Annotated in this window: 25 protein-coding genes and 1 pseudogene; 16 read left to right on the forward strand and 10 right to left on the reverse strand. The window is 61.6% G+C overall.

The window, feature by feature from the left end:
• Positions 1-117 precede the first annotated feature (117 nt).
• The 3 genes from ACZ9A3_RS11120 to ACZ9A3_RS11130 all read left to right on the forward strand — a co-directional run bounded on the left by ACZ9A3_RS11120 (position 118) and on the right by ACZ9A3_RS11130 (position 4,259).
• Positions 118-1,311, forward strand: coding sequence for a tyrosine-type recombinase/integrase (locus ACZ9A3_RS11120; RefSeq protein ID WP_093382369.1), 1,194 nt, complete (start codon positions 118-120; stop codon positions 1,309-1,311).
• Positions 1,312-1,331: 20 nt separating this feature from the next.
• Positions 1,332-2,918, forward strand: coding sequence for an ABC-F family ATPase (locus ACZ9A3_RS11125; protein WP_010226270.1), 1,587 nt, complete (start codon positions 1,332-1,334; stop codon positions 2,916-2,918).
• A gap of 150 nt (positions 2,919-3,068) precedes the next feature.
• Positions 3,069-4,259 (forward strand): MFS transporter, encoded by a 1,191-nt coding sequence (locus ACZ9A3_RS11130; RefSeq protein WP_476252594.1) that lies wholly within the window; start codon positions 3,069-3,071, stop codon positions 4,257-4,259.
• Here the strand turns inward: ACZ9A3_RS11130 and ACZ9A3_RS11135 are convergent.
• On the reverse strand, positions 4,253-5,284 hold the full coding sequence (locus ACZ9A3_RS11135) for an alpha/beta hydrolase family protein (RefSeq protein ID WP_476252595.1): 1,032 nt from the start codon (positions 5,282-5,284) through the stop codon (positions 4,253-4,255). The genes ACZ9A3_RS11130 and ACZ9A3_RS11135 overlap by 7 nt on opposite strands.
• 140 nt (positions 5,285-5,424) lie before the next feature.
• Positions 5,425-6,036 carry an FMN-dependent NADH-azoreductase gene (locus ACZ9A3_RS11140; RefSeq protein ID WP_093382354.1) on the reverse strand — a complete coding sequence of 204 codons (612 nt, stop codon included), beginning with the start codon at positions 6,034-6,036 and terminating at the stop codon, positions 5,425-5,427.
• A 128-nt stretch (positions 6,037-6,164) separates the two neighbouring features.
• On the opposite strand from ACZ9A3_RS11140, the gene ACZ9A3_RS11145 reads away from it, so the two are divergent.
• Positions 6,165-7,073 (forward strand): LysR substrate-binding domain-containing protein, encoded by a 909-nt coding sequence (locus ACZ9A3_RS11145; protein ID WP_093382349.1) that lies wholly within the window; start codon positions 6,165-6,167, stop codon positions 7,071-7,073.
• Entirely contained in the window at positions 7,066-7,425 is a 360-nt protein-coding gene (locus ACZ9A3_RS11150) for an MmcQ/YjbR family DNA-binding protein (RefSeq protein ID WP_476252596.1), read from the forward strand. Before ACZ9A3_RS11145 ends, ACZ9A3_RS11150 begins: the two co-directional genes overlap by 8 nt.
• Here the strand turns inward: ACZ9A3_RS11150 and ACZ9A3_RS11155 are convergent.
• A complete protein-coding gene (locus ACZ9A3_RS11155) occupies positions 7,418-7,864 on the reverse strand; it encodes a DUF1294 domain-containing protein (protein ID WP_258715044.1) in 447 nt (148 codons plus the stop codon). The genes ACZ9A3_RS11150 and ACZ9A3_RS11155 overlap by 8 nt on opposite strands.
• 1 nt (position 7,865) lies before the next feature.
• Positions 7,866-8,696: an undecaprenyl-diphosphate phosphatase gene (locus ACZ9A3_RS11160; protein ID WP_093382336.1), complete on the reverse strand. Its 831-nt coding sequence runs from the start codon at positions 8,694-8,696 to the stop codon at positions 7,866-7,868.
• Between the two features lie 392 nt (positions 8,697-9,088).
• Between ACZ9A3_RS11160 and ACZ9A3_RS11165 the strand changes: the two are divergent.
• The 4 genes and pseudogenes from ACZ9A3_RS11165 to ACZ9A3_RS11180 form a co-directional block, all read left to right on the forward strand.
• Positions 9,089-9,775 (forward strand): annotated as a pseudogene (locus ACZ9A3_RS11165) (cache domain-containing protein); the annotation flags it as partial.
• Between the two features lie 123 nt (positions 9,776-9,898).
• Complete coding sequence (locus ACZ9A3_RS11170) at positions 9,899-10,633, forward strand: methyl-accepting chemotaxis protein (protein ID WP_371128679.1); 735 nt, start codon at positions 9,899-9,901, stop codon at positions 10,631-10,633.
• A gap of 112 nt (positions 10,634-10,745) precedes the next feature.
• Positions 10,746-11,312, forward strand: a complete 567-nt coding sequence (gene pnuC, locus ACZ9A3_RS11175; RefSeq protein WP_045198353.1) for a nicotinamide riboside transporter PnuC — start codon at positions 10,746-10,748, stop codon at positions 11,310-11,312.
• The gene (locus ACZ9A3_RS11180; RefSeq protein WP_093382326.1) at positions 11,309-11,833 is read left to right on the forward strand and encodes an AAA family ATPase; all 525 of its coding nucleotides are present in this window, start codon (positions 11,309-11,311) and stop codon (positions 11,831-11,833) included. The genes pnuC and ACZ9A3_RS11180 overlap by 4 nt, the downstream gene beginning before the upstream one ends.
• A gap of 151 nt (positions 11,834-11,984) precedes the next feature.
• Here the strand turns inward: ACZ9A3_RS11180 and ACZ9A3_RS11185 are convergent, their stop codons facing one another.
• Positions 11,985-12,179, reverse strand: coding sequence for a hypothetical protein (locus ACZ9A3_RS11185; RefSeq protein WP_143013277.1), 195 nt, complete (start codon positions 12,177-12,179; stop codon positions 11,985-11,987).
• On the opposite strand from ACZ9A3_RS11185, the gene ACZ9A3_RS11190 reads away from it, so the two are divergent.
• From ACZ9A3_RS11190 to ACZ9A3_RS11215, 6 genes are all read left to right on the forward strand, one after another.
• A complete protein-coding gene (locus tag ACZ9A3_RS11190) occupies positions 12,157-12,600 on the forward strand; it encodes a hypothetical protein (protein ID WP_093382321.1) in 444 nt (147 codons plus the stop codon). The two genes, ACZ9A3_RS11185 and ACZ9A3_RS11190, sit on opposite strands and share 23 nt — an antisense overlap.
• 1 nt (position 12,601) lies before the next feature.
• The gene (locus ACZ9A3_RS11195) at positions 12,602-13,174 is read left to right on the forward strand and encodes an adhesin (protein ID WP_476252597.1); all 573 of its coding nucleotides are present in this window, start codon (positions 12,602-12,604) and stop codon (positions 13,172-13,174) included.
• A 52-nt stretch (positions 13,175-13,226) separates the two neighbouring features.
• Positions 13,227-14,543, forward strand: a complete 1,317-nt coding sequence (locus tag ACZ9A3_RS11200; RefSeq protein WP_476252598.1) for a heme utilization protein — start codon at positions 13,227-13,229, stop codon at positions 14,541-14,543.
• 63 nt (positions 14,544-14,606) lie between these two features.
• Positions 14,607-15,287, forward strand: coding sequence for a C39 family peptidase (locus tag ACZ9A3_RS11205; RefSeq protein WP_045198341.1), 681 nt, complete (start codon positions 14,607-14,609; stop codon positions 15,285-15,287).
• 33 nt (positions 15,288-15,320) lie between these two features.
• Positions 15,321-16,073: a hypothetical protein gene (locus ACZ9A3_RS11210; RefSeq protein WP_045198340.1), complete on the forward strand. Its 753-nt coding sequence runs from the start codon at positions 15,321-15,323 to the stop codon at positions 16,071-16,073.
• A 46-nt stretch (positions 16,074-16,119) separates the two neighbouring features.
• The gene (locus ACZ9A3_RS11215) at positions 16,120-17,400 is read left to right on the forward strand and encodes a coiled-coil domain-containing protein (RefSeq protein WP_045198339.1); all 1,281 of its coding nucleotides are present in this window, start codon (positions 16,120-16,122) and stop codon (positions 17,398-17,400) included.
• 59 nt (positions 17,401-17,459) lie between these two features.
• On the opposite strand, the gene ACZ9A3_RS11220 is transcribed toward ACZ9A3_RS11215, so the two are convergent.
• From ACZ9A3_RS11220 to ACZ9A3_RS11230, 3 genes are all read right to left on the reverse strand, one after another.
• Positions 17,460-18,785 (reverse strand): sigma-54 dependent transcriptional regulator, encoded by a 1,326-nt coding sequence (locus tag ACZ9A3_RS11220; RefSeq protein ID WP_045198338.1) that lies wholly within the window; start codon positions 18,783-18,785, stop codon positions 17,460-17,462.
• Positions 18,786-19,019: 234 nt separating this feature from the next.
• Complete coding sequence (locus ACZ9A3_RS11225; protein ID WP_093382312.1) at positions 19,020-19,367, reverse strand: chitin binding peritrophin-A domain-containing protein; 348 nt, start codon at positions 19,365-19,367, stop codon at positions 19,020-19,022.
• A 50-nt stretch (positions 19,368-19,417) separates the two neighbouring features.
• Positions 19,418-21,367: an Ig-like domain-containing protein gene (locus tag ACZ9A3_RS11230; RefSeq protein ID WP_476252599.1), complete on the reverse strand. Its 1,950-nt coding sequence runs from the start codon at positions 21,365-21,367 to the stop codon at positions 19,418-19,420.
• Between the two features lie 241 nt (positions 21,368-21,608).
• Here ACZ9A3_RS11230 and ACZ9A3_RS11235 point away from each other — a divergent pair, with 241 nt between their 5' ends.
• Positions 21,609-21,875 (forward strand): hypothetical protein, encoded by a 267-nt coding sequence (locus ACZ9A3_RS11235; RefSeq protein ID WP_093382303.1) that lies wholly within the window; start codon positions 21,609-21,611, stop codon positions 21,873-21,875.
• A 110-nt stretch (positions 21,876-21,985) separates the two neighbouring features.
• On the opposite strand, the gene ACZ9A3_RS11240 is transcribed toward ACZ9A3_RS11235, so the two are convergent.
• The gene (locus ACZ9A3_RS11240; protein ID WP_476252600.1) at positions 21,986-22,726 is read right to left on the reverse strand and encodes a vWA domain-containing protein; all 741 of its coding nucleotides are present in this window, start codon (positions 22,724-22,726) and stop codon (positions 21,986-21,988) included.
• Positions 22,651-23,652, reverse strand: coding sequence for a magnesium chelatase ATPase subunit I (locus tag ACZ9A3_RS11245; protein ID WP_093382295.1), 1,002 nt, complete (start codon positions 23,650-23,652; stop codon positions 22,651-22,653). The genes ACZ9A3_RS11240 and ACZ9A3_RS11245 overlap by 76 nt, the downstream gene beginning before the upstream one ends.
• Position 23,653: the final 1 nt, after the last annotated feature.

A 23,653-nucleotide genomic window follows, 5' to 3' on the forward strand; every position in this document is an offset into this window, starting at 1 on the left:
TCTACTGGGATGCACAAAGCGAACCCTGGAGGGCCGGCGCCTGCGCGGAGTATTCCCCGAGGGCGTCTGGATGAAGCACCAGGGCCGAATCATCTATAGCAAGAAGAGGTATGACGAATGGCTGGAAAGCCAATGGATTTACCCCGAGGGGTCGAAGTCTTCCGCAACTCCCTCCGGATTCGTTTCACATGGGATGGTATCCGTCGATGCGAAACGCTCCCTTACCCCCCGACACAAAAAGGCATCAAGGCTGCATCCCAGCTTCGCGATCAGGTAGTTAGCTTTAACAAGCTTGGCCTTTTGGACCAGGACAAGTACGCCGAGCTTTTCCCGGGCTCGCAAACTGTCGCGGGTAGCAAGCCGACATTTGGTGAGTACGCCCAGCTCTGGCTCGACAGCCGGGAGATTACGCCCGGCACTTACAACAACTACAAAAGCGCGCTGAACAATTACTGGATGCTCCACTTCGCGATGGTTCGTGTGGACCTGATCACCACCACCCAGGTTCGCAAGGTGGTGAGTTCAATCACCTGGAGATCGCCGGGGGTAAAGCGCAACGCCCTGGTGAAGCTGTCAACGATTCTGCGGTCAGCGGTGATCGACGGATTGATCAGCAGAAACCCTGCAGAGGCTCTGCAACTGCCCAAGCGCACCAAGAAAGAGATTGACCCGTTCACTTTAGAGGAGGCGAACCAGATCACTACCAGGCTCTACGAGCACCCGCACTGGCCAAGCCAGATCTACGCGGCGTTCTTCGAGTTCGTGTTCTTCAGCGGCGTGCGCCTGTCGGAGGGCCTGGCGCTGCGCTGGGATGCTGTCGACTTGGAGAAGAAGGTTGCCCATGTGAAGCGCACTGTAGCGCTGGGCGAGGTAGTAGAGCGCACCAAAACCGGCAAAGATCGGTTCGTGCTACTCAACGAGAGGGCCTTGCATGCGCTCGAGTTCGCCAGGGAGTACGCCGAGCGACGCAGGAAAGGAAAGGGGCGGGTCACGGAGTCACCGTTCATTTTCCCGCCATCGAAGAACGCAGAGTACGTCCAGCAGACCTCCGATCTGCATCATCAGTGGCGGCCGGTGCTTAAAGAACTGGGGATTCGTTACCGTCCGCCATACAACTGTCGTCACACCTATGCGACAATATGCTTAATGTCTGGCCTCAACCCCGCATTTATCTCCCAACAGCTCGGCCACAGCGTGCAAATGCTGCTGTCGACGTATGCGCGTTGGATTAACTCAAGCTCCGACTGGAGCGAGCTGGAAAAGCTGCAAATTGGTATCAAATCGGTATCAGCCGCAATGCCAGCGACGTAAGCTATTGATAGGTAAGCCCTTTGATCTCCACCGCTAACATCACCATGCAGTTCGGCGCCAAGCCCTTGTTCGAGAACGTCTCGGTCAAGTTCAACAACGGCAACCGCTACGGCCTGATCGGCGCCAACGGCTGCGGCAAGTCGACCTTCATGAAAATCCTCGGCAACGATCTGGAGCCGTCCGCCGGCCAGGTCATGCTCGAGCCGAACGTGCGCCTGGGTAAATTGCGCCAGGATCAGTTCGCCTACGAAGAGTTCACCGTGATCGACACCGTGATCATGGGCCATGAAGAGCTGTGGAAGGTCAAGGCCGAGCGCGATCGCATCTATTCGCTGCCGGAAATGACCGAAGAAGACGGCATGGCCGTCGCCGAGCTGGAAACCGAGTTCGCCGAGATGGACGGCTACACCGCCGAATCCCGCGCCGGTGAGCTGCTGCTGGGCCTGGGTATCCCGCTGGAACAGCATTTCGGCCCGATGACCGAAGTCGCGCCAGGCTGGAAACTGCGTGTATTGCTGGCCCAGGCGCTGTTCTCGGACCCGGAAGTGTTGCTGCTCGACGAGCCAACCAACCACCTGGACATCAACACCATCCGCTGGCTGGAAAACATTCTCACGGCGCGTAACAGCACCATGATCATCATTTCCCACGACCGCCACTTCCTCAACAGCGTCTGCACCCACATGGCCGACCTGGACTACGGCGAACTGCGCCTGTTCCCGGGCAACTACGACGAGTACATGACCGCCGCGACCCAGTCGCGCGAGCAGCTGCTGTCGGACAACGCCAAGAAGAAGGCCCAGATCGCCGAACTGCAGACCTTCGTCAGCCGCTTCTCGGCCAACGCCTCGAAAGCCAAGCAGGCCACCTCGCGCGCCAAACAGATCGACAAGATCCAGCTGGCCGAGGTCAAGCCATCGAGCCGGGTCAGCCCGTTCATCCGCTTCGAGCAGACCAAAAAGCTGCACCGCCAGGCCGTGACCATCGAGAAGATGTCCAAGGGCTTCGACGGCAAGACCCTGTTCGAAAACTTCAGCTTCACCGTCGAAGCCGGCGAACGCGTAGCGATCATCGGCCCCAACGGTATCGGCAAGACTACCCTGCTGCGTACCCTGGTCGGTGAACTGAGCCCGGATGCCGGCGCGGTAAAGTGGACCGAAAGCGCGGAACTGGGCTACTACGCCCAGGACCACGCCCACGACTTCGAAGAGGACCTGAGCCTGTTCGACTGGATGGGCCAGTGGACTCAAGGCGAGCAGGTAATCCGTGGCACCCTGGGGCGCATGCTGTTCTCCAACGACGAGATCCTCAAGTCGGTCAAGGTGATCTCCGGTGGTGAGCAAGGCCGCATGCTGTTCGGCAAGCTGATCCTGCAAAAGCCCAACGTACTGGTGATGGACGAACCGACCAACCACCTGGACATGGAATCGATCGAGGCGCTCAACCTGGCGCTGGAGAACTACCCGGGCACGCTGATCTTCGTCAGCCACGACCGTGAGTTCGTATCGTCGCTGGCCACCCGCATCATCGAGCTGAGCCCGAGCGGTGTGGTGGACTTCAGCGGCACCTACGATGACTACCTGCGCAGCCAGGGTGTGGTGATCTGATCCAGATCTGATCGCGGGGCAAGCCCGCTCCTATAATCCTGTAGGAGCGGGCTTGCCCCGCGATGCTGGAAAATCCGTTAGCCTGCTTCCTTTTCTCTTCGCACCCGGCGATCATGGGCCCTCTCCCACCGCCCGCCAGCGAACGAGCTCATGTCCGCGCAAGCACCCGCCCCCGTCGATACCGGGTCGATCACCCGGCAAATCCTTTCGATTGTCTTTTATACCTTTATCGCCTTCCTCTGCATCGGTTTGCCGATCGCGGTGCTGCCCAGCTATGTGCATGACCAGTTAGGCTTCAGTGCGGTGATCGCCGGTATCACCATCGGCCTGCAATACCTGGCCACCCTGCTCAGCCGGCCGCTGGCCGGACGCGCGGCAGACAGCCTGGGTACCAAGCGGGCAATCATTTACGGCTTGATCGGTATTGCCGCCAGCGGTGTGCTGACCTTTGCTTCAGCGCTGACAGTCGATGTGCCGTTGCTGAGCCTGCTGGCGCTGCTGGGCGGGCGCGTGCTGCTGGGCATCGCCCAGGGTCTGATCGGCGTCGGCACCTTGAGCTGGGGCATCGGTGCGGTGGGCGCCGAGCACACCGCGCGGGTGATTTCCTGGAACGGCATTGCCTCCTACGGGGCCATCGCCATCGGTGCGCCGCTGGGCGTGGCACTGGTCGACCGAGTCAATTTCGCCACCCTGGGCCTGGCCTTGAGCGTCCTGGCAGTGCTGGCCCTGCTGGTAATCCGCAACAAACCGTCGACGCCGGTGGTACGTGGTGAGCGCCTGCCGTTCTGGGCCGCATTCGGCCGGGTTGCGCCGTGCGGGGTCAGCCTGACTCTGGCGTCGATCGGCTACGGCACCCTGACCACTTTCGTCACCCTGTTCTACCTCGAGCAGGGCTGGAGCGGCGCAGCCTGGTGCCTCAGCGCATTCGGCGTGTGTTTCATCCTCTCACGGCTATTGTTCGTCAACGCAGTCAACCGCTTTGGCGGCTACCCCGTGGCGATGGCCTGCATGGCCACTGAAGCCCTCGGCCTGATGCTGCTGTGGCTGGCACCCAGCCCGGTGCTGGCATTGATTGGCGCAGGCTTTGCCGGTTTCGGCCTGTCGCTGGTGTATCCGGCGTTGGGTGTCGAGGCGATCAAACAGGTGCCCAGTTCCAGCCGCGGTGCAGGCCTGGGCGCCTATGCGGTGTTCTTCGACCTGGCCCTGGCGATTGCCGGGCCATTGATGGGTGCGGTGGCCCTGCACCTGGGCTATGCCTGGATTTTTTGCCTGGCTGCTTTGCTTTCGCTGCTTGGCGTCGGCCTCACCCTCCTGCTGTCACGGCGCGCCGGCAACTACTGATCGGCCATGTGCAGGCCGGCCTGATGGCGGTCAGCCAGGGTGTGGTTGAAAAACCGCGCAGCCTCAGCCTGCAACGTCAGGTGAATATCCTCACGGTCGACGCCGTCCGGGTCGTTGCACAAGGCGGCCATTTTCTGGCGCTGCTCGTCGTCGCACGGCGCCATGAACACGAAGTGCCCGGCACCGGCCAACAGCTTGTAGTTGGGCGTGACCGGCAGCTTGCGCGCCAGGGCCTGGGCATTCTTGTCGATGGCCAGCAACTGGTCCTTGTCGCCGCTGTAGATCAACGCCGGGACCTTGACCTCGGCCAACGCGTGACGGCCGAACATCAGGCTCAGCGGCGCCATCAACATCAGCGCCTTGACCCGCGGATCGGGCGCGGCACGCAGGTCGGCGCGGTCGGCGATCAGCACGCCCTTGGTTTTGCAGGCATCGGCATCCAGCGGCCGCTCCTGGCAGTAGCGCTGCAAACGCTCCAGGTCCGGTTGCGCCCCAGAAAGGATCAAGGCGGTCTCACCGCCAGCCGAATAGCCGATCACGCCCACCTGCGGGCCATTGATGTACGGGGCCAGAAAGCTATCGCCGAGGCTGGCGGTGATCGCTGCGCTGATCTGCAACGGCCGCCCGTAAAGGTTGCTCAAGGTGCCCAGGCGGCTGTGGTCGCGGGCATTATCGCCCGGGTGGGTGACGGCAACGACGATAAAGCCGCGCCGCGCCAGGGCGGTGGCCAGATCGTGCAAGGCCAGCGGCGTGCCGGTATTGCCGTGGGACAGCATCAACAGCGGATAACGGCCGATAACCATCGGCGCACCTTCCCAAGCCTGGACCCGGTAGCCGTCGATGCGGCTGCTGCGCTCAACTGCACTGGAAGGATAGAACGCCAGGGCCTGCACCGGCTGCGCATCGAGCGGGTCGGCGAAACTGAGGCGATGCACGCCAACACTCCAGTGCGCAGCCGGCTCGGCCTGCACCATCAGCGGGCTGCCCAACAGGACTAACAGGAATAATGCGCCAAGACGCCGCATCGTTTTGCACCCTAAGCAACGCTATCGATCAATGCTGATAGTGCGCAGCATAGAACGGGCCAGCCCGGCGCAGATGAAACCTCAATGAAAAAACCGACTGCAGGCGCTGCCGGCAGTCGGTTTGATTACTGGCCCAGAGATCAGGCGGCGACGAACAGGTCGGTGCTGATCTGCACTTGCGCGGCGTTCAGGGCCTTGGCCCGGTGCTCATCACCATAGGCCAGGCCGTGGGCACGGACGATTTCCAGGTCGGTGATGCCGATGAAACCAAGGAACACCTTGAGGAACTCTTCATGGCCGACTGCGGTAGGCTGGCCGGCGTGCAGGCCGCCTGCGGTCGATACCAGGATCACCTTCTTGTTGCCGCACAGGCCTTCAGGGCCGGCTTCGGTGTAGCGGAAGGTCTTGCCGGCCACTGCGACGCGGTCAATCCAGGCCTTGAGCTGGGTCGGCACGGTGAAGTTGTACATCGGCGCGGCCAGTACCACGGCGTCGGCGTCGAGAAACTCCTGCAGGGTTTCGGCGCTGAGTTTGGCTTCATGCTGCTGGGCGGCGTCGCGCAGTTCTTCCGGGGTGCCGGCGGCGACCAGGGTTGCGGCCGAGAAGTGGCTGATGGCGTCGCCGGCCAGGTCACGGTAAGTCACTTGCAGCGACGGCTCGGCGGCTTTCCAGGCTTCAACCACGCTGCGGCTCAGCTGACGGGAGGCGGAATTATCGCCCAGGATGCTCGAATCGATATGCAACAGTTTCATGGGACTCTCCTGAATGAAGACCGCGAGTGGGCGATCACGATGGGGAGAATCCTACTTGGGTGGCGAATAGCTGATAAGTCAGCAAAAATGCGTTAGTTTGTCCTACTGGCAGGACAATGGTGACGCACATGCAAGACCTCAATGATCTGTTCTACTTCGCCCGGGTGGTCGAAGCTGGTGGTTTTGCCGCCGCTGGCCGTGTGCTCGGGATTCCCAAATCACGCCTGTCGCGGCGTATCGCCGAACTCGAAGAGCGCCTGGGCACACGCCTGCTGCAACGCACCACACGCCAGTTGAAGCTGACGGCCGTGGGTGAACGTTATTTGCGCCACTGCCAGGCCATGCTGCTGGAGGCGGAAATGGCCGACGAAGCGGTGGCGAGCATGACCAGCGAACCGCGCGGGCGCTTGCGGGTGTCGTGCCCGGTGGGCCTGGCCCATGAATTTTTACCGAACGTGATCAGCCGCTTCCTGCAGCAATACCCGCAGGTGCAACTGGACATGATCCTCCTCAACCGTCGCGTCGACCTGATCACCGAAGGTGTCGACGTTGCCCTGCGAGTGCGCGACCTGGGCGATGAAGACCCGGCGCTGGTCACCCGGCGCCTGCGTCAGGCGCAGATGCTGCTGGTGGCCGCCCCGCAGTTTGCCGCCGCGCAGGCGCTCGACCATCCGCAAGACCTGGCCAGCCTGCCGGTACTCGGTGCGGTGGATGCCGACCGCCTGGTGCATCTGCGCCTGCTCGATGGCCAGGGCCACAAGCACGAACTGGCCCTGGAGGCACGCCTGGCGATCGACGACTTTGTCGTGCGCAAAGCCGCCGCTGTCGCCGGCCTTGGCTTTACCACGCTGCCGATCATGCACTGCGAAGAAGAACTCGAACGTGGCGAGCTGGTGCGCCTGCTGCCAGACTGGTCGCTGCCCGGCGGTTATCTGCAGGCGGTCTACCCCCATCGGCGCGGGCTGCTGCCGGCGGTGCGGGTATGGATCGATCACCTGGTCGCGGAATTTGCCCAATGCGGGGAGCGTTATGTCTGACAGGAAAATCAGCGAAGAACAGGTCGCAGCCTTCTGCCTGAGCCTGCCGGGTGCGCGCGAAGACTACAAATGGGGCGGCATCCGGGTGTTCTCGGTGGCCGGCAACAAGATGTTTGCCGTGCTTGACCTGGGCGGCGCCGGGTTGTCGTTCAAGGTCGATAGCGAGCTGTTTCTCGGCTACGTCGACCGCCCCGGCGTGCGCCCGGCGCCTTACCTTGCGCGGGCGCACTGGGTCAGCATGGCACCGCCCTACCCCATGGGCCGCGCCGAGCTGACCGAACTGCTGCAACGCTCCCATCAACTGGTGGTCCGGCGCCTGCCCAAGCGCCTGCAGCCAGGCTTGCTTATCTGAGGATTGGCCCCAGGGCAGCGCCAAGCCAGCGGCCGCCGAGCAGCAGGTGGTCGATCCAGAACAACTGATGCACGCCGACAATGGCCCAGAAACTGAGCTGAAACGACAGTTTGCGGGTCTTGTGCCGAAAGCGTTGCTGGGCCAGCAAGGCGCCCGGCCAGCCGCCGCACAGCTCACTGGCGTGGAGGACTTTCTCTGGCGTGCGCCAGGCCTGATTGCGGGCCTGCTGCTTGTCGCGCCAATACAGCACGAAACTCACCAGGCTGGCCAACGGGTAGGCCACGGCCGGTAGCCAGGATTGCCCGCTCAAAAGCATCTGCAAAGCGCCGCCCACCGGCAGCAGGCACAAGCCGACAAAGGCCAGCAATTTGCTGCGGGGGTTTTGCAGGGCGCCGCTGGTTTGGGCTGCGCGGCGTGGCTGGCTTGGGCTGCGGCTCATCTCAACCGTGCGCCGTGGTCCAGTCGACCCAGCCGAACAGCCAGGTGCCGAGGATGATCAAACCGAACACGATACGGTACCAGGCAAAGGCCGCGTAACTGTGGTTGGCGATGAACTTGAGCAGGCCGCGTACCGCGATCATGGCGAAGATGAACGAGACCACAAAGCCGATGGCAAATACCGGGAAGTCGTCTGGCTGGAACAGATCGCGGTACTTGTAGCCCGAATACACCGCCGCACCGACCATGGTCGGCATGGCCAGGAAGAACGAGAACTCGGTGGCTGCTTTGCGCGACAGGCCGAACAGCAGGCCGCCAATGATGGTCGAGCCGGAGCGCGAAGTACCCGGGATCATCGCCAGGCACTGAGCGCAACCAATCTTCAGGGCGTCGGACCAGCGCATGTCGTCGACCTGGTCAACGCGGATCACATGCTCGCGGCGCTCGGCCCAGAGCATGATCACGCCACCAACCACCAGGGCGGCGGCCACGGTGATGGGGTTGAACAGGTACTCATGGATCAGGTCAGCAAACAGCACCCCCAGCACCACCGCCGGCATGAAGGCGATCAGCAGGTTGACCGTAAAGCGCTGGGCCTCACGCTGACGCGGCAGCCCCACCACCACCTCGAAGATCTTGCGGCGAAATTCCCAGACCACCGCCAGGATCGCGCCCAGCTGGATGATGATGTTGAAGGCCATGGCCCGCTCACCACCGAAATTGATCAGGTCGGCCACGACAATCTGGTGGCCGGTACTGGAGATCGGCAAGAACTCCGTCAAGCCTTCGACAATACCTAGAATGACAGCCTGCAGGCCGGTCCAAAGATCCATGCTTCCCCCGTGGGGCAATGCCTGTGGCATGCCCCTTTATAGTCTTTTAGTTGCCAATGGCTGTTCAGCGCCTGGCCGTTTTACAGCGACAGTTGGTCGCAAAGCCAGCAGAAAAGTTCACGCGGCCTTCAGGTTTATCCCGTCGAGGCCGAAATCCTATCAGACCTCTCGGATAAACGCTGCTGGGACGACGCAACAGACCTCAACGAATCAAGCACTTAGTCCTTGGTCGAGTAGGTGGCGGGAGGCAAAGCATGCTTGGATGTGGGCAACAATAAAAAAGAACTCGAGGTAAGCATTCCATGAAGACTCTTCGCAGTATGTCGATCAGCCGGCGTTTGTGGCTGATCCTGGTAGTGGCAGTGGTGATGCTGGTAACCCTCGGTTTGCTGATGCTGCGCCAGATTCATGGCGACCTGTACCAGGCCAAGGCGGAAAAAACCCGCCATGTGGTAGAAACCGCCGCTGGCGTGCTGGCGTATTACCAAGGGCTGGAAGCAGCCGGCACATTGAGCCGCGACGCGGCCCAGCAACAGGCCCTGAGCGCGGTGCGCGGCCTGCGTTACGATCAGAATGACTATTTCTGGATCAACGACCTGGGGCCGAAGATGATCATGCATCCGACCAACCCCAAGCTCGACGGCCAGGACCTTTCGGCAATCCGCGACCCGGACGGCTTTGCCCTGTTCAACGAAATGGCCGCCCTGGCCAAGGCCAAGGGCGCCGGCAGCATCGACTACCGCTGGCCCAAGCCCGGCGCCAGCGAGCCGGTGAAAAAGACCTCCTACGTGCAGCTGTTCAAGCCCTGGGGCTGGGTGATCGGTTCGGGCGTTTACATCGATGACATGCAGGACGAGTTTTTGCGCCAGTTGCGCGATGCCTCGATCCTCGGCCTGGGCATCGCCCTGGTCATGACCCTGCTGGTGGTGCTGATTGCCCGCAGTATCGCCCGGCCGCTGCAGGAAGCTGTCGATGCCATGGCCACCATTGCCAGTGGCGAGAGCGACCTGACCCGGCGCCTGGATACCCACGGCAACGATGAAGTCACCCAGCTGGGCATCCACTTCAACAGCTTTACCGGTAAGTTGCAGGGCGTGATCAGCCAGTTGCAGGGCGCGGTGCATGCCCTGGCGCAATCGGCCAGCGATGTGGGCAACAACGCCGGCCAGGCCCAGCAGCGCAGCGAGCAGCAATCCCAGCAAATGGAGCAGGTGGCCACGGCCATCAACGAAGTGACCTACGCCGTGCAGGATGTGGCGAAGAATGCCGAACAGGCGTCCAGCGAAATGCATGACGCCCAGTTGCGCGCCGAACAGGGGCAACACAGCATCCACGGCAGCCTGCAGCGCATCGACCAACTATCGACGACCATCGATGAAGCGGTGCAGGTGATCCGCGCCCTGGCCGGTCAGAGCACGCGCATCGGCAGCGTACTGGAAGTGATCCGCTCGATTGCCGAACAGACCAACCTGCTGGCCTTGAACGCCGCCATCGAAGCGGCGCGGGCCGGTGAACAGGGCCGCGGTTTTGCCGTGGTGGCCGACGAAGTGCGCCTGCTGGCCCAGCGCACCCAACAGTCCACCGCCGAAATCCAGAGCATGATCGAACACCTGCAAGGCCAGTCCGAGGCGGCCGTGAAAGCCATCGACGCCAGCAGCGAAGCCTCGCGCCAGACCGTCGAACAAGCCAGCGAAGCCGGAGTCAGCCTGGACGCCATCAGCCAGGCGCTGCACAACCTGACCGCGCTCAATGCCTCGATTGCCAGCGCTACCTTGCAGCAGTCCCATGTGGTCGAGGAGATCAACCGTAACGTTACCGAGACGGCCGACCTGTCGCGTCAGACGGCAACGGCCGCACAGCAGTCGAGCAGTGCCGGCGTGGCCTTGAACCGCCTGAGCGAGCAACTGGATCGAACCCTCAGTCAGTTCCGGGTCTGACGGTTGGGCCCCGGGGAGCGTACCTGCGGCTACTTCGCCAGCGCACTAGTGGCGCTTGGCGTGCCACAAGGTACAATCCCCGCCCTACCCTCGAATCCTCCAAGGAACGCCGATGTCCGGCCTCGAACTGTTCGCCGCCGTGCTCGGCGTTATCGCCGTGTGGCTCACGACCAAACAGAACCCCTGGTGCTGGCCGATCGGCCTGGTGATGGTGTTGCTGTACACCTGGGTTTTCTATGACGTGAAGCTGTATTCGGACATGCTCCTGCAACTGGTGTATGCCGTGCTGCAACTTTATGGCTGGTGGCAATGGACGCGGCCGGGCAGCACGCGCGAAGCTCGCCAGGTCAGCCTGTTGCCGGCGCATTCGGTTGCCTTTGGCCTGGGCATTGGCTTGCTCGGCAGCCTCGGCCTGGGCGCGGCCATGGCCACCTGGACAGACGCCGCCCACCCCTGGCTGGACGCCGCGCTGACCGGTTTCAGCCTGGTGGCGCAATGGTGGATGGCGCAAAAGCGCCTGCAGTGCTGGCCGCTGTGGGTGGTGCTTGATGTTATTTTCGTCGGCCTGTTCCTGTCCAAGGCCATGTACCTGACCGCCGCGCTCTATGCCCTGTTCACCTTGATCGCGGTACAGGGCTGGCGCGACTGGCGACGCGATCCGGCGTTGACCTACGCATGAAGGTAGTGGTACTCACCGGCCCTGAATCCAGCGGTAAAAGCTGGCTCAGCTCCGAAATCCAGGCGCACTTCGGTGGCGAACGGGTGGGCGAGTACGTGCGCCACTTCATTGACGAGCAGGCGCGTGACACCTGCTATGCCGACATCCCGGCCATTGCCCGCGGGCAGTTGGCCTGGGAAGACGCCGCACGTGCGCGGCAACCGGCGCTGCTGATCCTCGACACCCACCTGCTGAGCAACATGCTCTGGAGCCGCACGCTGTTCGGCGATTGCCCGGCGTGGCTGGAACAGGCGCTGCTGGCCCGTCACTACGACCTGCACTTGCTGCTCAGCCCCGAGGCCGTTGCCTGGCACGACGATGGCCAGCGTTGCCAGCCGCTGCTGGCCGAACGTATGGCGTTTTTCAATGCCACGGGCGAGTGGCTGGCGCAGCACCAGCAAGCGTTCCAGGTCGTGCAAGGCGACTGGGCGCAGCGCCGGCGCGCAGCCTTTGCCGCAGTTGCGCAGTTGCTCAAGACCTGAGCAGCTGCGCGCTGCACAGTGTCCATTCCTGAAACACTCTCACCTGCGCAAAGCCGCGAGCTAAAGCGGCCAGCCCGTGCCCGGAGAAAAGTGTTAAGCCGCTGAAACAATCCCCGGGCATGCCTGTTGCCGGGCCGTGGCGCCCGCAGTATCAGGTGCTGAACAGCGCCGGTGTCTCAGCGGCGTTACAACATTTTTTTGACCCTGGCCAAGCATAAAACCAAGCCATTGTTTTCGCTTGATAAATAAAAACCGGCACACCTTCTGCTCTCTTCTTCGCAACGCTGAACAGGGCCAGCGCACCATAAGAAGGAATTGCCATCGTGGGAAAGATTGATAAAGGCATCTACCGCCTCCTGCTGCTTGCCTGTGCAGTGAGTTCAAGCCTGAGCTTGAGCCTGCCGGCCCAGGCCGAAAACGGCATCGTCGTCATCACCCGCGATGTGCAGCCGCGCAACGCCATGCGCCCACCGCTGGCGCCCGACCCTTATCCGACCACGGTCAACACCAACCCGTCGGCGCAGATCCTCAAGCAAACCAACGAGCTGAGCGACGGCGATTTTGCCTCGATCACCAGCGGCTCGGGAATCGGCGCCATGGTCACCCAGCAGACCAATAACCTGGGCAGCAACATCAATAACCAGACGCAACTGCCGAACCTGGCCGGTGGACGTTCCGGCAACTCCGGCAACGGCATCTCCAACATGGTCAATTCCAGCGTGCAGAAAGGCCTCGCGCCCCTGCAGATCCTCACCGGAGGCAAGTGAGATGAAGCACTCGTTGCTGATTCTGGCCATGTTCTGCAGTGTACCGGCCTTCGCCCAGCCCCCCGTCGTCAATAACGCCAACATCGACAATTCCGGTGCCCAGTACCAGGGCAACCTCACGGTCAACCAGGCTGCCGGCGATCAGCAGCAACAGGCCAACGCCCGGGCCATCGCGGTGGGCCATGGCGCCAGCGCCAGCACCCAGATCCGCCAGCGCCTGCGCACAACGGTAGACCCGAGCATCGATGCCCAGTCGAACATCCAGGGCAACGCCTTCAGCCACGGCAGCGGCGCCCTGGGCGTCAACCAGAGTGCCGGGGCCAGCAACCAGCAAGCCAACGCCATGCGGATCAGCATCAGCTCCGGTCCGCAAAGTATCGACGACAGCGTCCTCATGCAACAGAACGTGGCGCTGCTCAACAACTCCGACTCAGCTGACTCCGCACCCGGCTTTCGCCAGGTCACTACCAGTGACCAGGCCTTCACCGGTAGCCGTGGGGTGATTCAGCTGAATCAGAGTGCCGGGGTGGGAAACCGAACGGCCAACACCCTGAGCATCCGGGTCGCGGACTGACCCAAACAGCTAGGAACAACACTTAACCTAAAATAAAGTACGGAGAATCACCATGAAACCTTCGATGGCACTCAAGCCTCTGGTTTTCGCAATTGCTGCGGTCATGGCTGTTGCTGTACAAGCTGGGCAGAACGAACCACGTGGCCATGGCCATAACGGTCATCACAACAATGGCCACCACACCCCTCCTCCTCCCACCAAAATCTCGATCAACGCGACCGCCAACGCGTGGGACAAGCAAAGCAGCACCAACAACCGCATCCGCAACGAAGGCACTGTGAACGAAGCCGAAATGAGCAGCTCGGCCACCGGCACCAGCGGTAACGTCGGCGTCAACGTGGCTGCCGGTGCCGGCAACCAGCAAGACAACGCCGCCGCCATCGCCAACGCCGCCACCGACAACTCGGAAATCGACAACACCTTCGTGTTCGGCAACGCAACGGCGACCGCCAAGGTCTCGCAATACAGCAACAACAACCGGGTCGACAACTACGGCAGCACCAACTCGGCGGTCATGGGCGGTTCGGGCAACAACGGCAGCGGCAACATGGGCATCAACATTGCCGGTGGCGACCTGAACCAACAGAAAAACACCATGGCAATTGCCAATACCAACGCTGCACTGGGTAACGCAACCGCCACCGCCTCTGCCGATCAAAGCGGCCCTGGCCTGACCGTCAACAACAACGCTGACCGTACCTATCGTGTCGACACCCTGACGGTGACCAAAACCGCCAGTGGCAGCGCTTCCTACGACAAGTCCATGGAAGCCAGCGGCAGCAAGAGCAACTCTTCGAGCTTCGAGCTCGCCGGCGCCAACAGCTTCAATGCCAGCGGCTCGCACAACTCCGAAGCTAGCGGTTCTAAAAACCATGAAGCCAGCGGCTCGAGCAGTGCTTCTCTGACCGCTTCGCTGGATGCATCGGTTGAAGCCAGCAGAAACTCGTCCTATGACTATGGCCGTCATCACAGCGGCAGCAGCTCGCAGTCGGCCGATGCTTCGCTGACTGCCTCGCTGGATGTTGATATCGACAAGTCGTGGAACAAAGAGTCCAGCTCTTCGTACGATAAGTCCAAGAGCTCTTCGTTCGAAAAAGCCTTCGATTCTTCGTTCGAAAAATCGGGCAGCAAATCCTCCGAGTCTGAGTACAACAAAGCGAAAAGCTACAGTGAAAGCAGCTCTTATGATTTGAGCAATACTTTCTCTTATCAAGTGCTGACTCCAACCGGCTGGGCCAACCCTGTAACCAACACTGCAACCCTGAGCGGTTCGGTGAACGGCGGCAGCGGCAACCTGGGCGTCAACGTAGCAGCCGGTGTGGGCAACCAGCAAAGCAACTCGCTGGCCATCTCCAACACCTCGATGTAAATGCTGTGATCTGGAGGCCCCCTTCGGGGGGCCTTTTTCAACACCATCAGGGGGGCGTCGGACATGCGCGTTATCGCCTTGGCATTTTTGCTCTGCCTGAGCAGCATCAGCGAAGCGGCGCAATTGCCGCTTTCGGTATTACCGGGTGGTGCGGTGGTGTTCAAGCCCATCCAGAGCGTGCGTGAACGCAAATTCGCCGACCTGGTGCAACAGAAAACCGATTTCAGCTGTGGCGCCGCGGCATTGGCGACCATCTTGCGCCAGGCCTACTGGCTGGACGTCAGCGAAGAACAGATCATCGAAGGCATGCTCGCCCACTCCGACCATGATGTGGTGCGGGTCCAGGGCTTTTCCATGCTCGACATGAAGCGCTACGTCGAAAGCCTCGGGATGCGCGCCCGCGGTTACCGGGTACAACTGGACGCCTTGCAGAGCGTGCGCATTCCGGTGGTGGTGCTGATGGACGTGCGCGGCTACAAGCACTTCGTGGTCATGCAGAAAGTCCACAACGGCTGGGTGTACATCGGCGACCCGGTGCTCGGCCATAAACGCTACAAGATCGAAGACTTCGTCAAAGGCTGGAACGGCATTCTCTTCGCCGTCATCGGCCGGGGCTACGACAAGGCCAACGCCTTGCTCGACCCACCACTGCCGCTCACGGCCAAGAACCGCATCAATACCTTCACCCCGGTGCAAGACGCTGAGTTGATGGATTTCGGCTTCATCCAAAGCGACTTCTTCTAATGACAAGGGAGCATGAGGCTCCGGGAGCATCCCATGAAGACTTCTATCTGGCTCGCCGTGCTTTGCCTGGCCGCCAGCCTGCCAACCCAGGCCCAGACGCTCAAGCCCATTGAACTGAAGGATCAGGAACTGGCCAACCTGCGCGGCCGCTTTGTCATGCCCGGGCGGATCATCAGCTTTGGCATTGTCATGAGCAGCACCTGGCAAAACGCCAATGGCGAAGTGATTGGCGCCAGGTCTTCGATGCAAATCCAGCAAACGACGATCAAGCCGCAGTTCTACGTGTCGATGATCGACGAAAAAGGCAGCGGCGCGGCGCGCTCGCAGAGTGTCGGCAGCGGTAGCGTCACCGGTGGCAGTGGCCTCAACAGCACCGAGGGCGTGACCCAGGTGGTGCGCGCCGCCGGCGACAACAACAGCGCCTACAACAACGTCGATATCAACGTCACCAAGGCCAACCAGGCGCCCGCAGCAGCCACGCAGCCACAGGGCGAGGCCCTGGCCGCAGGTTCCACCCTGGTCGGCGCCAACGGCGCGGGTTCGCTGAGTGTGTCCTCGACCGGCAGCGGCGTGCAATTCAACATCATCGCCAACAACAACCAGGGCAGCACCGTGCAGCGCCTGGCCCAGGGTGGGCTGATGCAGAACACCACCTTGCTCGGCGCTGGCAACAAGGTCAGCAACCTCACCTCCCTGAACGTCGTGCTGCGTGACAACGTGCCGAGCGCCGGGGCGCTGAACGGTAACCTGGACCAGCTCAAAGGCCTTCGCACTCTCGGTTTCTGATCTACGCTCTGTCTCATCACTTGTAGTCAGAAGGGACGGCTAACCCATGCACCGATCGTTAACCTTCAGAGCTATTGTCTGTTTGAGTAGCCTGACCCCGGCCACATTGCTCTACGCAGCAGCCGACCCCCAGGTCGAAGCACTAAAACAAGAACTCATGGAGTTGAAACAACGCTACGAAGCCCAGCAGAACGCGTTGATGGTCCTTGAACAGCGCGTTCGCCAGGTCGAAACAGCACCGGCAGCACCCGCGCCCAGACGCCTGACCAAATCCCCCGCCGAAACCGTCAAGGGCGGCCAGACCGTGGCCACCGGTGCGCCGGGAACCACCGGCAGCTCTTATGGGCAGTCGCTCAAAGACGACTCGGAACCGGCGCAAAGCGTTTCCAACCTGTATGACGAAGCCAGCGGCTTTTTTGGTGGCGGCAGGTTCAGCGTCGAAACCGGCCTGACCTACACCCACTACGACACCCGCGCCCTGGTCCTCAACGGTTTTCTGGCGCTGGACTCGATCTTCCTCGGCAACATCAACCTCGACCGCATCAAGGCCGACAACTGGACCCTGGACCTGACCGCCCGCTACAACCTCGATCAGCGTTGGCAGTTCGATATCAACGTCCCGGTGATCTACCGTGAATCTACCTATTCCTCCGGCGGTGCCGGCGGTGCCGGCCCGGTTACTTCCGATGCGACCGTCAGGCGCGATCCAACCATTGGCGATGTCAACGTCGGCATTGCCTACAAGTTCCTCGATGAGTCGGAAAACTGGCCCGACGCGGTCGCCACCCTGCGGGTCAAGGCCCCCACCGGCAAAGACCCCTACGGCATCAAGCTGGTCAACGACCCGACCAACGACAACCTCTCGGTGCCTGAGAGCTTGCCCACCGGCAACGGCGTCTGGGCGATTACACCGGGTATCTCGCTGGTCAAGACCTTCGACCCGGCGGTGCTGTTCGGCAGCCTGTCGTATACCTACAACATGCAGGACTCGTTCAGCGACATCAGCCCGACGATCAACACCAAGGTCGCAGGTGACGTGAAACTGGGCGACTCCTGGCAGATTGGCGCCGGTATCGCCTTTGCCCTTAACGAGAAGATGAGTATGTCGTTCTCGTTCACTGACCAGTTTGCCAGCAAGAGCAAGATCAAACCCGATGGCGGTGACTGGCAATCGGTGCCCAGCAGCGACTACAACGCGGCCAACTTCAACATCGGCATGACCCTGGCCGCCACCGACAACCTGACCATCGTCCCCAACCTGTCCATTGGCCTGACCGACGACTCGCCGGATTTCTCCTTCAGTCTGAAATTCCCTTACTACTTCTAAGGTTCACAGCCATGAAAAAGCCCGCTTCGGCGGGCTTTTTCCTGTGCATTGGCCAAGACTCAGCGAATCTGGTGCTTGTGCAGCAGCCGGTAAAAGGTCGGCCGGGAAACCCCCAGCACCTTGGCTGCGATGCTCAGGTTGTCGCTGTGGCGGTTGAGCACGTCGCACAAGGCCTGGCGCTCGGCCCGGTGCTTGTAGTCTTCAAGGGTGCCCATGCTCGGGGCGAACTCGTGCTGGCCCAGCAAGCCCAGATCCTGTGCCTCGATCTGCCGGCCTTCGGCCAGAACCAGGCCGCGGCGCACGCGGTTGGCCAGCTCACGGACGTTGCCGGGCCAGTCGTGCTTGCCCATGGCCACCAGGGCGTCTTCGCTGAAGGAGCGGGGCCGGCGGCCGGTTTCCAGGCTGTAGAAGTGCGAGAAATGACTGGCCAGCATCGACAGGTCACCATGGCGATCGCGCAGCGGCGCGGTGACCACCTGCAGGACATTCAGGCGGTAATACAGGTCTTCGCGAAAGCGCCCGCTGTCGATGGCTTTTTCCAGGTCGACGTGGGTCGCTGCCAGTACCCGCACATCGACGGCTATCGGCTGGCTGCCGCCGACCCGCTCGATGTGTTTTTCCTGCAAAAAGCGCAGCAGATTGGCCTGCAGCTCCAGCGGCAGGTCACCAATTTCATCGAGAAACAGCGTGCCACCGTGGGCGGCTTCGATACGGCCGATCTTGCGTTGATGGGCGCCGGTGAAGGCGCCTTTCTCGTGGCCGAACAACTCGGACTGGATCAGGTGCTCGGGGATGGCGCCGCAGTTGATCGGCACGAAGGGTTTGTCACGGCGCTGAGACTGGCGATGCAAGGTGCGCGCCACCAGCTCCTTGCCGGTGCCGCTCTCGCCGCGAATCAGCACCGGAGACTCGGTGGGCGCCAGCTTGCTCAGCAGCTTGCGCAGTTCGCGAATCGGCCGGCTGTCACCGAGCAGTTCGTGCTCCGGTTCATCGACATGCACATAGCCCTTGCCGCGCAGGCGCGCCATGCCGAACGCGCGGCCAAGGGTGACCTGTACCCGCGAGACATCAAAGGGCAAGGTATGAAAGTCAAAAAACCATTCGCAGACAAAATCGCCGACATTCTGCGCCCGCAGCTCCTGCGGACTGAGTACGGCGATCCATTCGGTGTTGCTGCGGCTGATCAAATCCTTGACCGCATCCGGGTGCTGCAGGTGCGAGGCCTGCAAACGCAGCAACCCGACGTCGCAGGGATGTTCCAGGGCCGAGTTCAAGGTACAGCTGTGCACATCCCAGCCCACACTGCGCAAGCCAGGCAATAGACGATGGCAGTCATCGCAAGGATCGACGATCAGCAGGCGGCGGTTGGATGCAGGCTCTAGCATGACCTATTCCTTGGCGCCAATAGTTGGAATTTTAAATAGAAACAGTGTGTTGGCAGGCCCGTTTTAACAGTAGCAACGATGCGTCAATCGCCCACTACCGTCTGTCTGCTGGAAGGGAGTATTTGTCGAGCAATTGCGGTCAAAGGCGGCGCCGCAACGAGCTGGATACCGGGTCGGTACCCCTGCGGCAACCTTGAAATTTTGCTGACGCTAGAACGCCTGGATCCTCAGTATTCAGCGTACCAGCTGGCGGCGTTCGGGCAAGCCCGGGTCGAGCTGGCCGGTGGCGGGTTGAGCGGCACTCGGGCAACTGCTGGCCGTCACGCATCGCTGGGTCGACGGGGAATAGAAGCTGCCGGCCGGGCAGCTGTAGGCAAAGCGATACCACTGCCCACTTATTAGCTGACACCTGAAATAGCTCGTGCAATCGCTGGGGTCTGGATGATAACCCGCCCCGACCGCCGCACAGTTAACCTGAACCTCTTCGTTGCTGACGCCTCCGGATGAGCTGCAGCCTGCTAACAAGGTGAATGCTGATGCGACTACCAGACGCCCCAAGGTACGACGTGAACGGTATGACATGATGCACCTCTTTGCTTGGTGGAGAATCGCTTTAATGCCCCATACCAGAGTCAGTTGGCGGGCCTTGTGTTTGTCAGAAACCAACCGCCCGCATTGGTAGTGCGGGAATTACAGCGAAACGTGTTAGCCGAGCCCACTTCATAGACGCGCTCGGCTCCGGGGCATTGACCGTTGGTAAACATGAAGAAGTAACGCCGCATCAGCGATGGGAATGGCTGCGCATAGTGAGCCAGCAGCAGCACTTCATCGGCCGCCTGCACCGGGCTTCCCCCGCGGCTCTGCATCAGCTGAAGGCCGGTAGCATAAGACGTTGAGTGCTCGTCGACGTTGAGCCAGCGTATGTTCGATACCTGTACCGAGTATTGGACACTGCGCTGGTTAGTATCGCGAACCGTGATGGTGGTTGTACCGTTGCCCATACCGGTAACCTTGCCCTGCTGACTTACGGTAGCGATCGCCGGATTGGCAACGGCATAGGTATACGGCGGTTGGCCGCCAGTGGCCTGGCGCTGCGCTGTATTGGCAGGAAAATCCCTGATCTGCTGCCAGTTTTTTGTCACGCGGATCGCCGGCCCGTCCAGCACGAGGGCCCCCGGGGCGATGCTAAGGCCCGTACGCAGGGTCAGGCGAAGCAAGGGGAAGGTAACCGCGTCGGTTTCTTGCTGCGTGCGCGCGAAGCTGACTTTGAATTCCACCCGTAGTTCGGAGTTATCCCGCAGAAGCTGCAGACGGTCGCGCGCGATCGCCCTGCTCAGGCCATTTGCGGCTTCGGCTTCATTCACCTCGGCGGCGCTGCCCAACTCGATGATATCGGCATCACCGTTAAGCTTGGTGCCATGACAACGCAGCCACACGCGTTGCCCTGCGCGGGCGAAATTCCACCGCACTATCGATACCAGGGGATTGCCGGTTACTCGATCAAGGTCCAGTGTCGTTCCAATCACATCGGCGACGGCGGGCTGCGCCAGCCCTGCCAGGGGCCGTATGCCCAGACTCAACAGCGGCGACCGCTGTGCCCCGCCGCCCACGCGCTCGACGTCATAGCGGACCTGTACCGTACGCAAGCCGGGCCCTATGTTTGCGCCCACAAGCTCAGGGGCAAGGGTAAATTCGACTTCACCGCGAGGATCTCCCCTGAGCGGTTCACTAACGGTCGATCCCGTGGCCGAGCCGGTCCAGTGCAAGATAATGTTTTCCTGCACGGTCATGTGCGGGTAACCAACCTTGATGTTTACCCCGGATAACGCTTGCAAAGGATCAAGCTGTCCCGCAGCGGCCTGAGAAACGCAGGGCAGCTGTAGTTCCAGGGTCTGGAGCCTGATCCATAACGACAGTAACTGCGAGTGCCGGGTCCGTACACCTGGCTCCACCACCCAGTATCGGAACAAGATATTTTGGCCGATGGTCGGAATAATGAATTCGACAGGCAGGTCAAAGGTCAGGTCCGTCAAGGCAGTCACCTCGATTTCCCCGAGATAGCTGCCCCCGCCACCTGTTCGAAGGCACTCCAGATAAACCTTTTGCCCAACCTGCATGCCATCGTAGATTGCCACGCGCACGGTAGCGGTTGTCAGACCGACTGGATCAAGCCTGCCCTCCTTGGCTTCGTCTACCCAAGGAGGAGGCAGCACCAGGTCTGTGCGCCCGACTTCCAGATCCAGCTGGTCAGATTCGTGCCAGTCGGTTTCAAAATCAAATACACGATACCGCACCATCAATAGGCCCTTGTTGAGCGGGGCGATATGTTCGGCCAGCACGAGGAAATCGATAGGCTCTCCCACCCTGTCGGCGTCAACGATCCGATCCTCGGTATGCAAATAGTGCTGATTGTTTTCCCGCCGCCCATCCCAGATCATTCGCACCAGCTGGTTGGCGGCCATTTGCGCATACACCGGGATTTGTACCGTCGCACGCTCAAGGGTATCGACGAGGTTGTTGCCAACGGCTTCAAGTACGACCGGCGCCGGCAAAAGTTGCTGGGTTACTACACCTTGGCGCATCCCATCCTCCCGTCATTGGCGCATAAGCGCTGTGGCTGGCCCTATTCAACGCCGCTCCTGACATGGCCGCTACTGACAAAAATGCCAGGTGCCCCGTCATCAACCGATGAGCGGTATTCAACTATTTTTAAAAGAAGTGTGACTTACCCCCCGGTCGGGTGCATCAGTACAAGTAACTCACCGCTGCGCAAACAGGCGCGCGGGTTTATTCCATGTTTGGGCCCACAGAGAGACCGAACCCATGAACGCCCCGCTGCGTATCAACGATGCCCTGCTGATTGCCGACCACGCCTTTGAACCTTTCCAGTGTGTTGCCTGGGATGTACCCAACGGTACCGGTGAGTTGAGCCTGGCAGTCATCGACCGGACCAGCACCCGAATTGGCAGCAAGCAAGTCCCTTGCAGCACCTACTCCGACCCTGCGCAACTGGCTAATTTGATTGAAGAAGTTCGCGCCGAGTTGAGCGAGAAAGGTTATGCGTTGCAGCCTTGGTCGATGCCCAAGTAATAGCGGTTAATTGCCAAAGGCGCTGTATTCGCGCACGCCTTTGGCAACTTTGCTATAACTCGCTGGACAAACTGCGACACTTGGCCGCAGTTGTTTTTATTGATACCAGGTTATCCGCCGAGCAGTGCCAGTGTCTCCAGGTGCTGGTAATCGGCATGCAGTTGTTGCGCAAGTAACTGTGCCCTTCCCAGCTTGACCGGCGAACTTTCGATATCCACCAACAGCGATTGGCAAGGCAGCGGCTGCAGCGCCTGCCAAGCCTTGAGCCGGCCATCGGTCACGATCAGGCATCGCTGCAGTTCTGCCGGATAGCGTCGTTGACGCTCCTGCAGCCAACTCCGTGCCTGCTCCAGTGCCGCCAGCAATGGCGTACCGCCCCCCGCCCCCAACGCCTCCAGCCACGGCTGCAAGCTCGCCGAGGCTTTTAGCCCGTGACGTTGCCAGCGCGGCGCATTGCCGCTGGCGGTGAGAAGGGTCAGTCGCGCGCGGTTGCGGTAGGCCTGATCGAAAAACCCCGCCAGCATGCCCTTGGCCCGGCTCAGGGCCTGGTGTCGGCGGGTCGACGCCGACGCATCGACAATCACCAGCCAAAGCTCATGGGCGCTGGCCGTGCGCTGTTGCCAGCACAGCGCGTTACGCGTGCGCGGCCGGCCCTTGAGCAAGGTGGCCGGCCAGGCCACCGCGCCAGATGCCGCCTGTTTGCTGCGCCCACGCGGGCCCGCAGTCAGTGCACCGGGTCGGGGTCTGGCATCCGCGCTGGTGTGCCGGCGGATGCTCAGGGCTTTTTTGCCCAGCTCGGTACCTCGCGCCGGGCGCCGCTCGGGGTGGCTTGTGGCGGCAGTTCGCCCCATTGACCCTGGCCTTGCTGGCCGGCCGATGGCGGCATCGCCGCACCGTTGTCTGGCGCTTGCGATTGTGGCGCCGGGGCTTCACGGCGGCGATGGCGCAAGGCGAATTCGGCCACGGCATCGATATCCTCAGCTTCGATCGCCAGCGCTCCGCGCCAGGCCGCGTGGGCCCGGGCCGCACGCAGCCAGACCAGGTCGGCACGCAGGCCATCGACGCCAGCGGCAAAGCAGCGCTCGGTAATCTGCGCCAGGGCCAGGTCGTCCAGGGCAATCTGCGCCAAGCACTCGCGAGCGCCATGGCAACGCTCGCGCAGGGCCGCCTGAGCGGGTGCCCACTGGGCACAGAACGCCTCGGGATCACTGTCGAAATCCAGGCGCCTGCGAATGATCTGGCCACGGGCTTCGGGCAACGGCTGGCCCTCGAGCAGCACATTGAGGCCGAAGCGGTCGAGCAATTGCGGGCGCAACTCGCCCTCTTCCGGGTTCATGGTGCCAATCAGCACGAAACGGGCACTGTGGCGGTGGGAAATGCCGTCGCGCTCGACCCGGTTGGTGCCACTGGCGGCGACGTCCAGCAACAGGTCGACCAGATGATCCGCCAGAAGATTGACTTCATCCACATAGAGCACGCCGCCGTCGGCCTTGGCCAGCACCCCGGGGGAAAACTGCGCCTTGCCCTGGCCCAGCGCCGCATCCAGGTCGAGGGTACCGACCAGGCGCTCTTCACTGGCACCCAGCGGCAGGGTCACGAACGGCCCTTCGCCGAGCAAATCAGCCAGGCCCCGGGCCAGGGTGCTTTTGGCCATGCCGCGCGGGCCTTCGATCAGCACGCCGCCGATCTTCGGGTCGATGGCGGTCAGGCACAGCGCCAGTTTCAGCTCATCGGCGCCGACCACGGCAGCCAGGGGAAAATGTGCAGGTTCGCTCATC

This window comes from Pseudomonas sp. TE4620 (assembly GCF_056279045.1).

What these genes read in the sequence shown, in the direction of transcription:
- ACZ9A3_RS11120 (WP_093382369.1), top strand. Translation starts at nt 118, where the DNA reads ATGGCTGGAAAGCCAATGGATTTACCCCGAGGGGTCGAAGTCTTCCGC.
- ACZ9A3_RS11130 (WP_476252594.1), top strand. Translation starts at nt 3,069, where the DNA reads ATGTCCGCGCAAGCACCCGCCCCCGTCGATACCGGGTCGATCACCCGG.
- ACZ9A3_RS11135 (WP_476252595.1), bottom strand. Translation starts at nt 5,284, where the DNA reads ATGCGGCGTCTTGGCGCATTATTCCTGTTAGTCCTGTTGGGCAGCCCG.
- ACZ9A3_RS11140 (WP_093382354.1), bottom strand. Translation starts at nt 6,036, where the DNA reads ATGAAACTGTTGCATATCGATTCGAGCATCCTGGGCGATAATTCCGCC.
- ACZ9A3_RS11145 (WP_093382349.1), top strand. Translation starts at nt 6,165, where the DNA reads ATGCAAGACCTCAATGATCTGTTCTACTTCGCCCGGGTGGTCGAAGCT.
- ACZ9A3_RS11150 (WP_476252596.1), top strand. Translation starts at nt 7,066, where the DNA reads ATGTCTGACAGGAAAATCAGCGAAGAACAGGTCGCAGCCTTCTGCCTG.
- ACZ9A3_RS11155 (WP_258715044.1), bottom strand. Translation starts at nt 7,864, where the DNA reads ATGAGCCGCAGCCCAAGCCAGCCACGCCGCGCAGCCCAAACCAGCGGC.
- ACZ9A3_RS11160 (WP_093382336.1), bottom strand. Translation starts at nt 8,696, where the DNA reads ATGGATCTTTGGACCGGCCTGCAGGCTGTCATTCTAGGTATTGTCGAA.
- ACZ9A3_RS11170 (WP_371128679.1), top strand. Translation starts at nt 9,899, where the DNA reads ATGGAGCAGGTGGCCACGGCCATCAACGAAGTGACCTACGCCGTGCAG.
- pnuC (WP_045198353.1), top strand. Translation starts at nt 10,746, where the DNA reads ATGTCCGGCCTCGAACTGTTCGCCGCCGTGCTCGGCGTTATCGCCGTG.
- ACZ9A3_RS11180 (WP_093382326.1), top strand. Translation starts at nt 11,309, where the DNA reads ATGAAGGTAGTGGTACTCACCGGCCCTGAATCCAGCGGTAAAAGCTGG.
- ACZ9A3_RS11185 (WP_143013277.1), bottom strand. Translation starts at nt 12,179, where the DNA reads ATGCCTTTATCAATCTTTCCCACGATGGCAATTCCTTCTTATGGTGCG.
- ACZ9A3_RS11195 (WP_476252597.1), top strand. Translation starts at nt 12,602, where the DNA reads ATGAAGCACTCGTTGCTGATTCTGGCCATGTTCTGCAGTGTACCGGCC.
- ACZ9A3_RS11200 (WP_476252598.1), top strand. Translation starts at nt 13,227, where the DNA reads ATGAAACCTTCGATGGCACTCAAGCCTCTGGTTTTCGCAATTGCTGCG.
- ACZ9A3_RS11205 (WP_045198341.1), top strand. Translation starts at nt 14,607, where the DNA reads ATGCGCGTTATCGCCTTGGCATTTTTGCTCTGCCTGAGCAGCATCAGC.
- ACZ9A3_RS11210 (WP_045198340.1), top strand. Translation starts at nt 15,321, where the DNA reads ATGAAGACTTCTATCTGGCTCGCCGTGCTTTGCCTGGCCGCCAGCCTG.
- ACZ9A3_RS11215 (WP_045198339.1), top strand. Translation starts at nt 16,120, where the DNA reads ATGCACCGATCGTTAACCTTCAGAGCTATTGTCTGTTTGAGTAGCCTG.
- ACZ9A3_RS11220 (WP_045198338.1), bottom strand. Translation starts at nt 18,785, where the DNA reads ATGCTAGAGCCTGCATCCAACCGCCGCCTGCTGATCGTCGATCCTTGC.
- ACZ9A3_RS11225 (WP_093382312.1), bottom strand. Translation starts at nt 19,367, where the DNA reads ATGTCATACCGTTCACGTCGTACCTTGGGGCGTCTGGTAGTCGCATCA.
- ACZ9A3_RS11230 (WP_476252599.1), bottom strand. Translation starts at nt 21,367, where the DNA reads ATGCGCCAAGGTGTAGTAACCCAGCAACTTTTGCCGGCGCCGGTCGTA.
- ACZ9A3_RS11235 (WP_093382303.1), top strand. Translation starts at nt 21,609, where the DNA reads ATGAACGCCCCGCTGCGTATCAACGATGCCCTGCTGATTGCCGACCAC.
- ACZ9A3_RS11240 (WP_476252600.1), bottom strand. Translation starts at nt 22,726, where the DNA reads ATGGGGCGAACTGCCGCCACAAGCCACCCCGAGCGGCGCCCGGCGCGA.
- ACZ9A3_RS11245 (WP_093382295.1), bottom strand. Translation starts at nt 23,652, where the DNA reads ATGAGCGAACCTGCACATTTTCCCCTGGCTGCCGTGGTCGGCGCCGAT.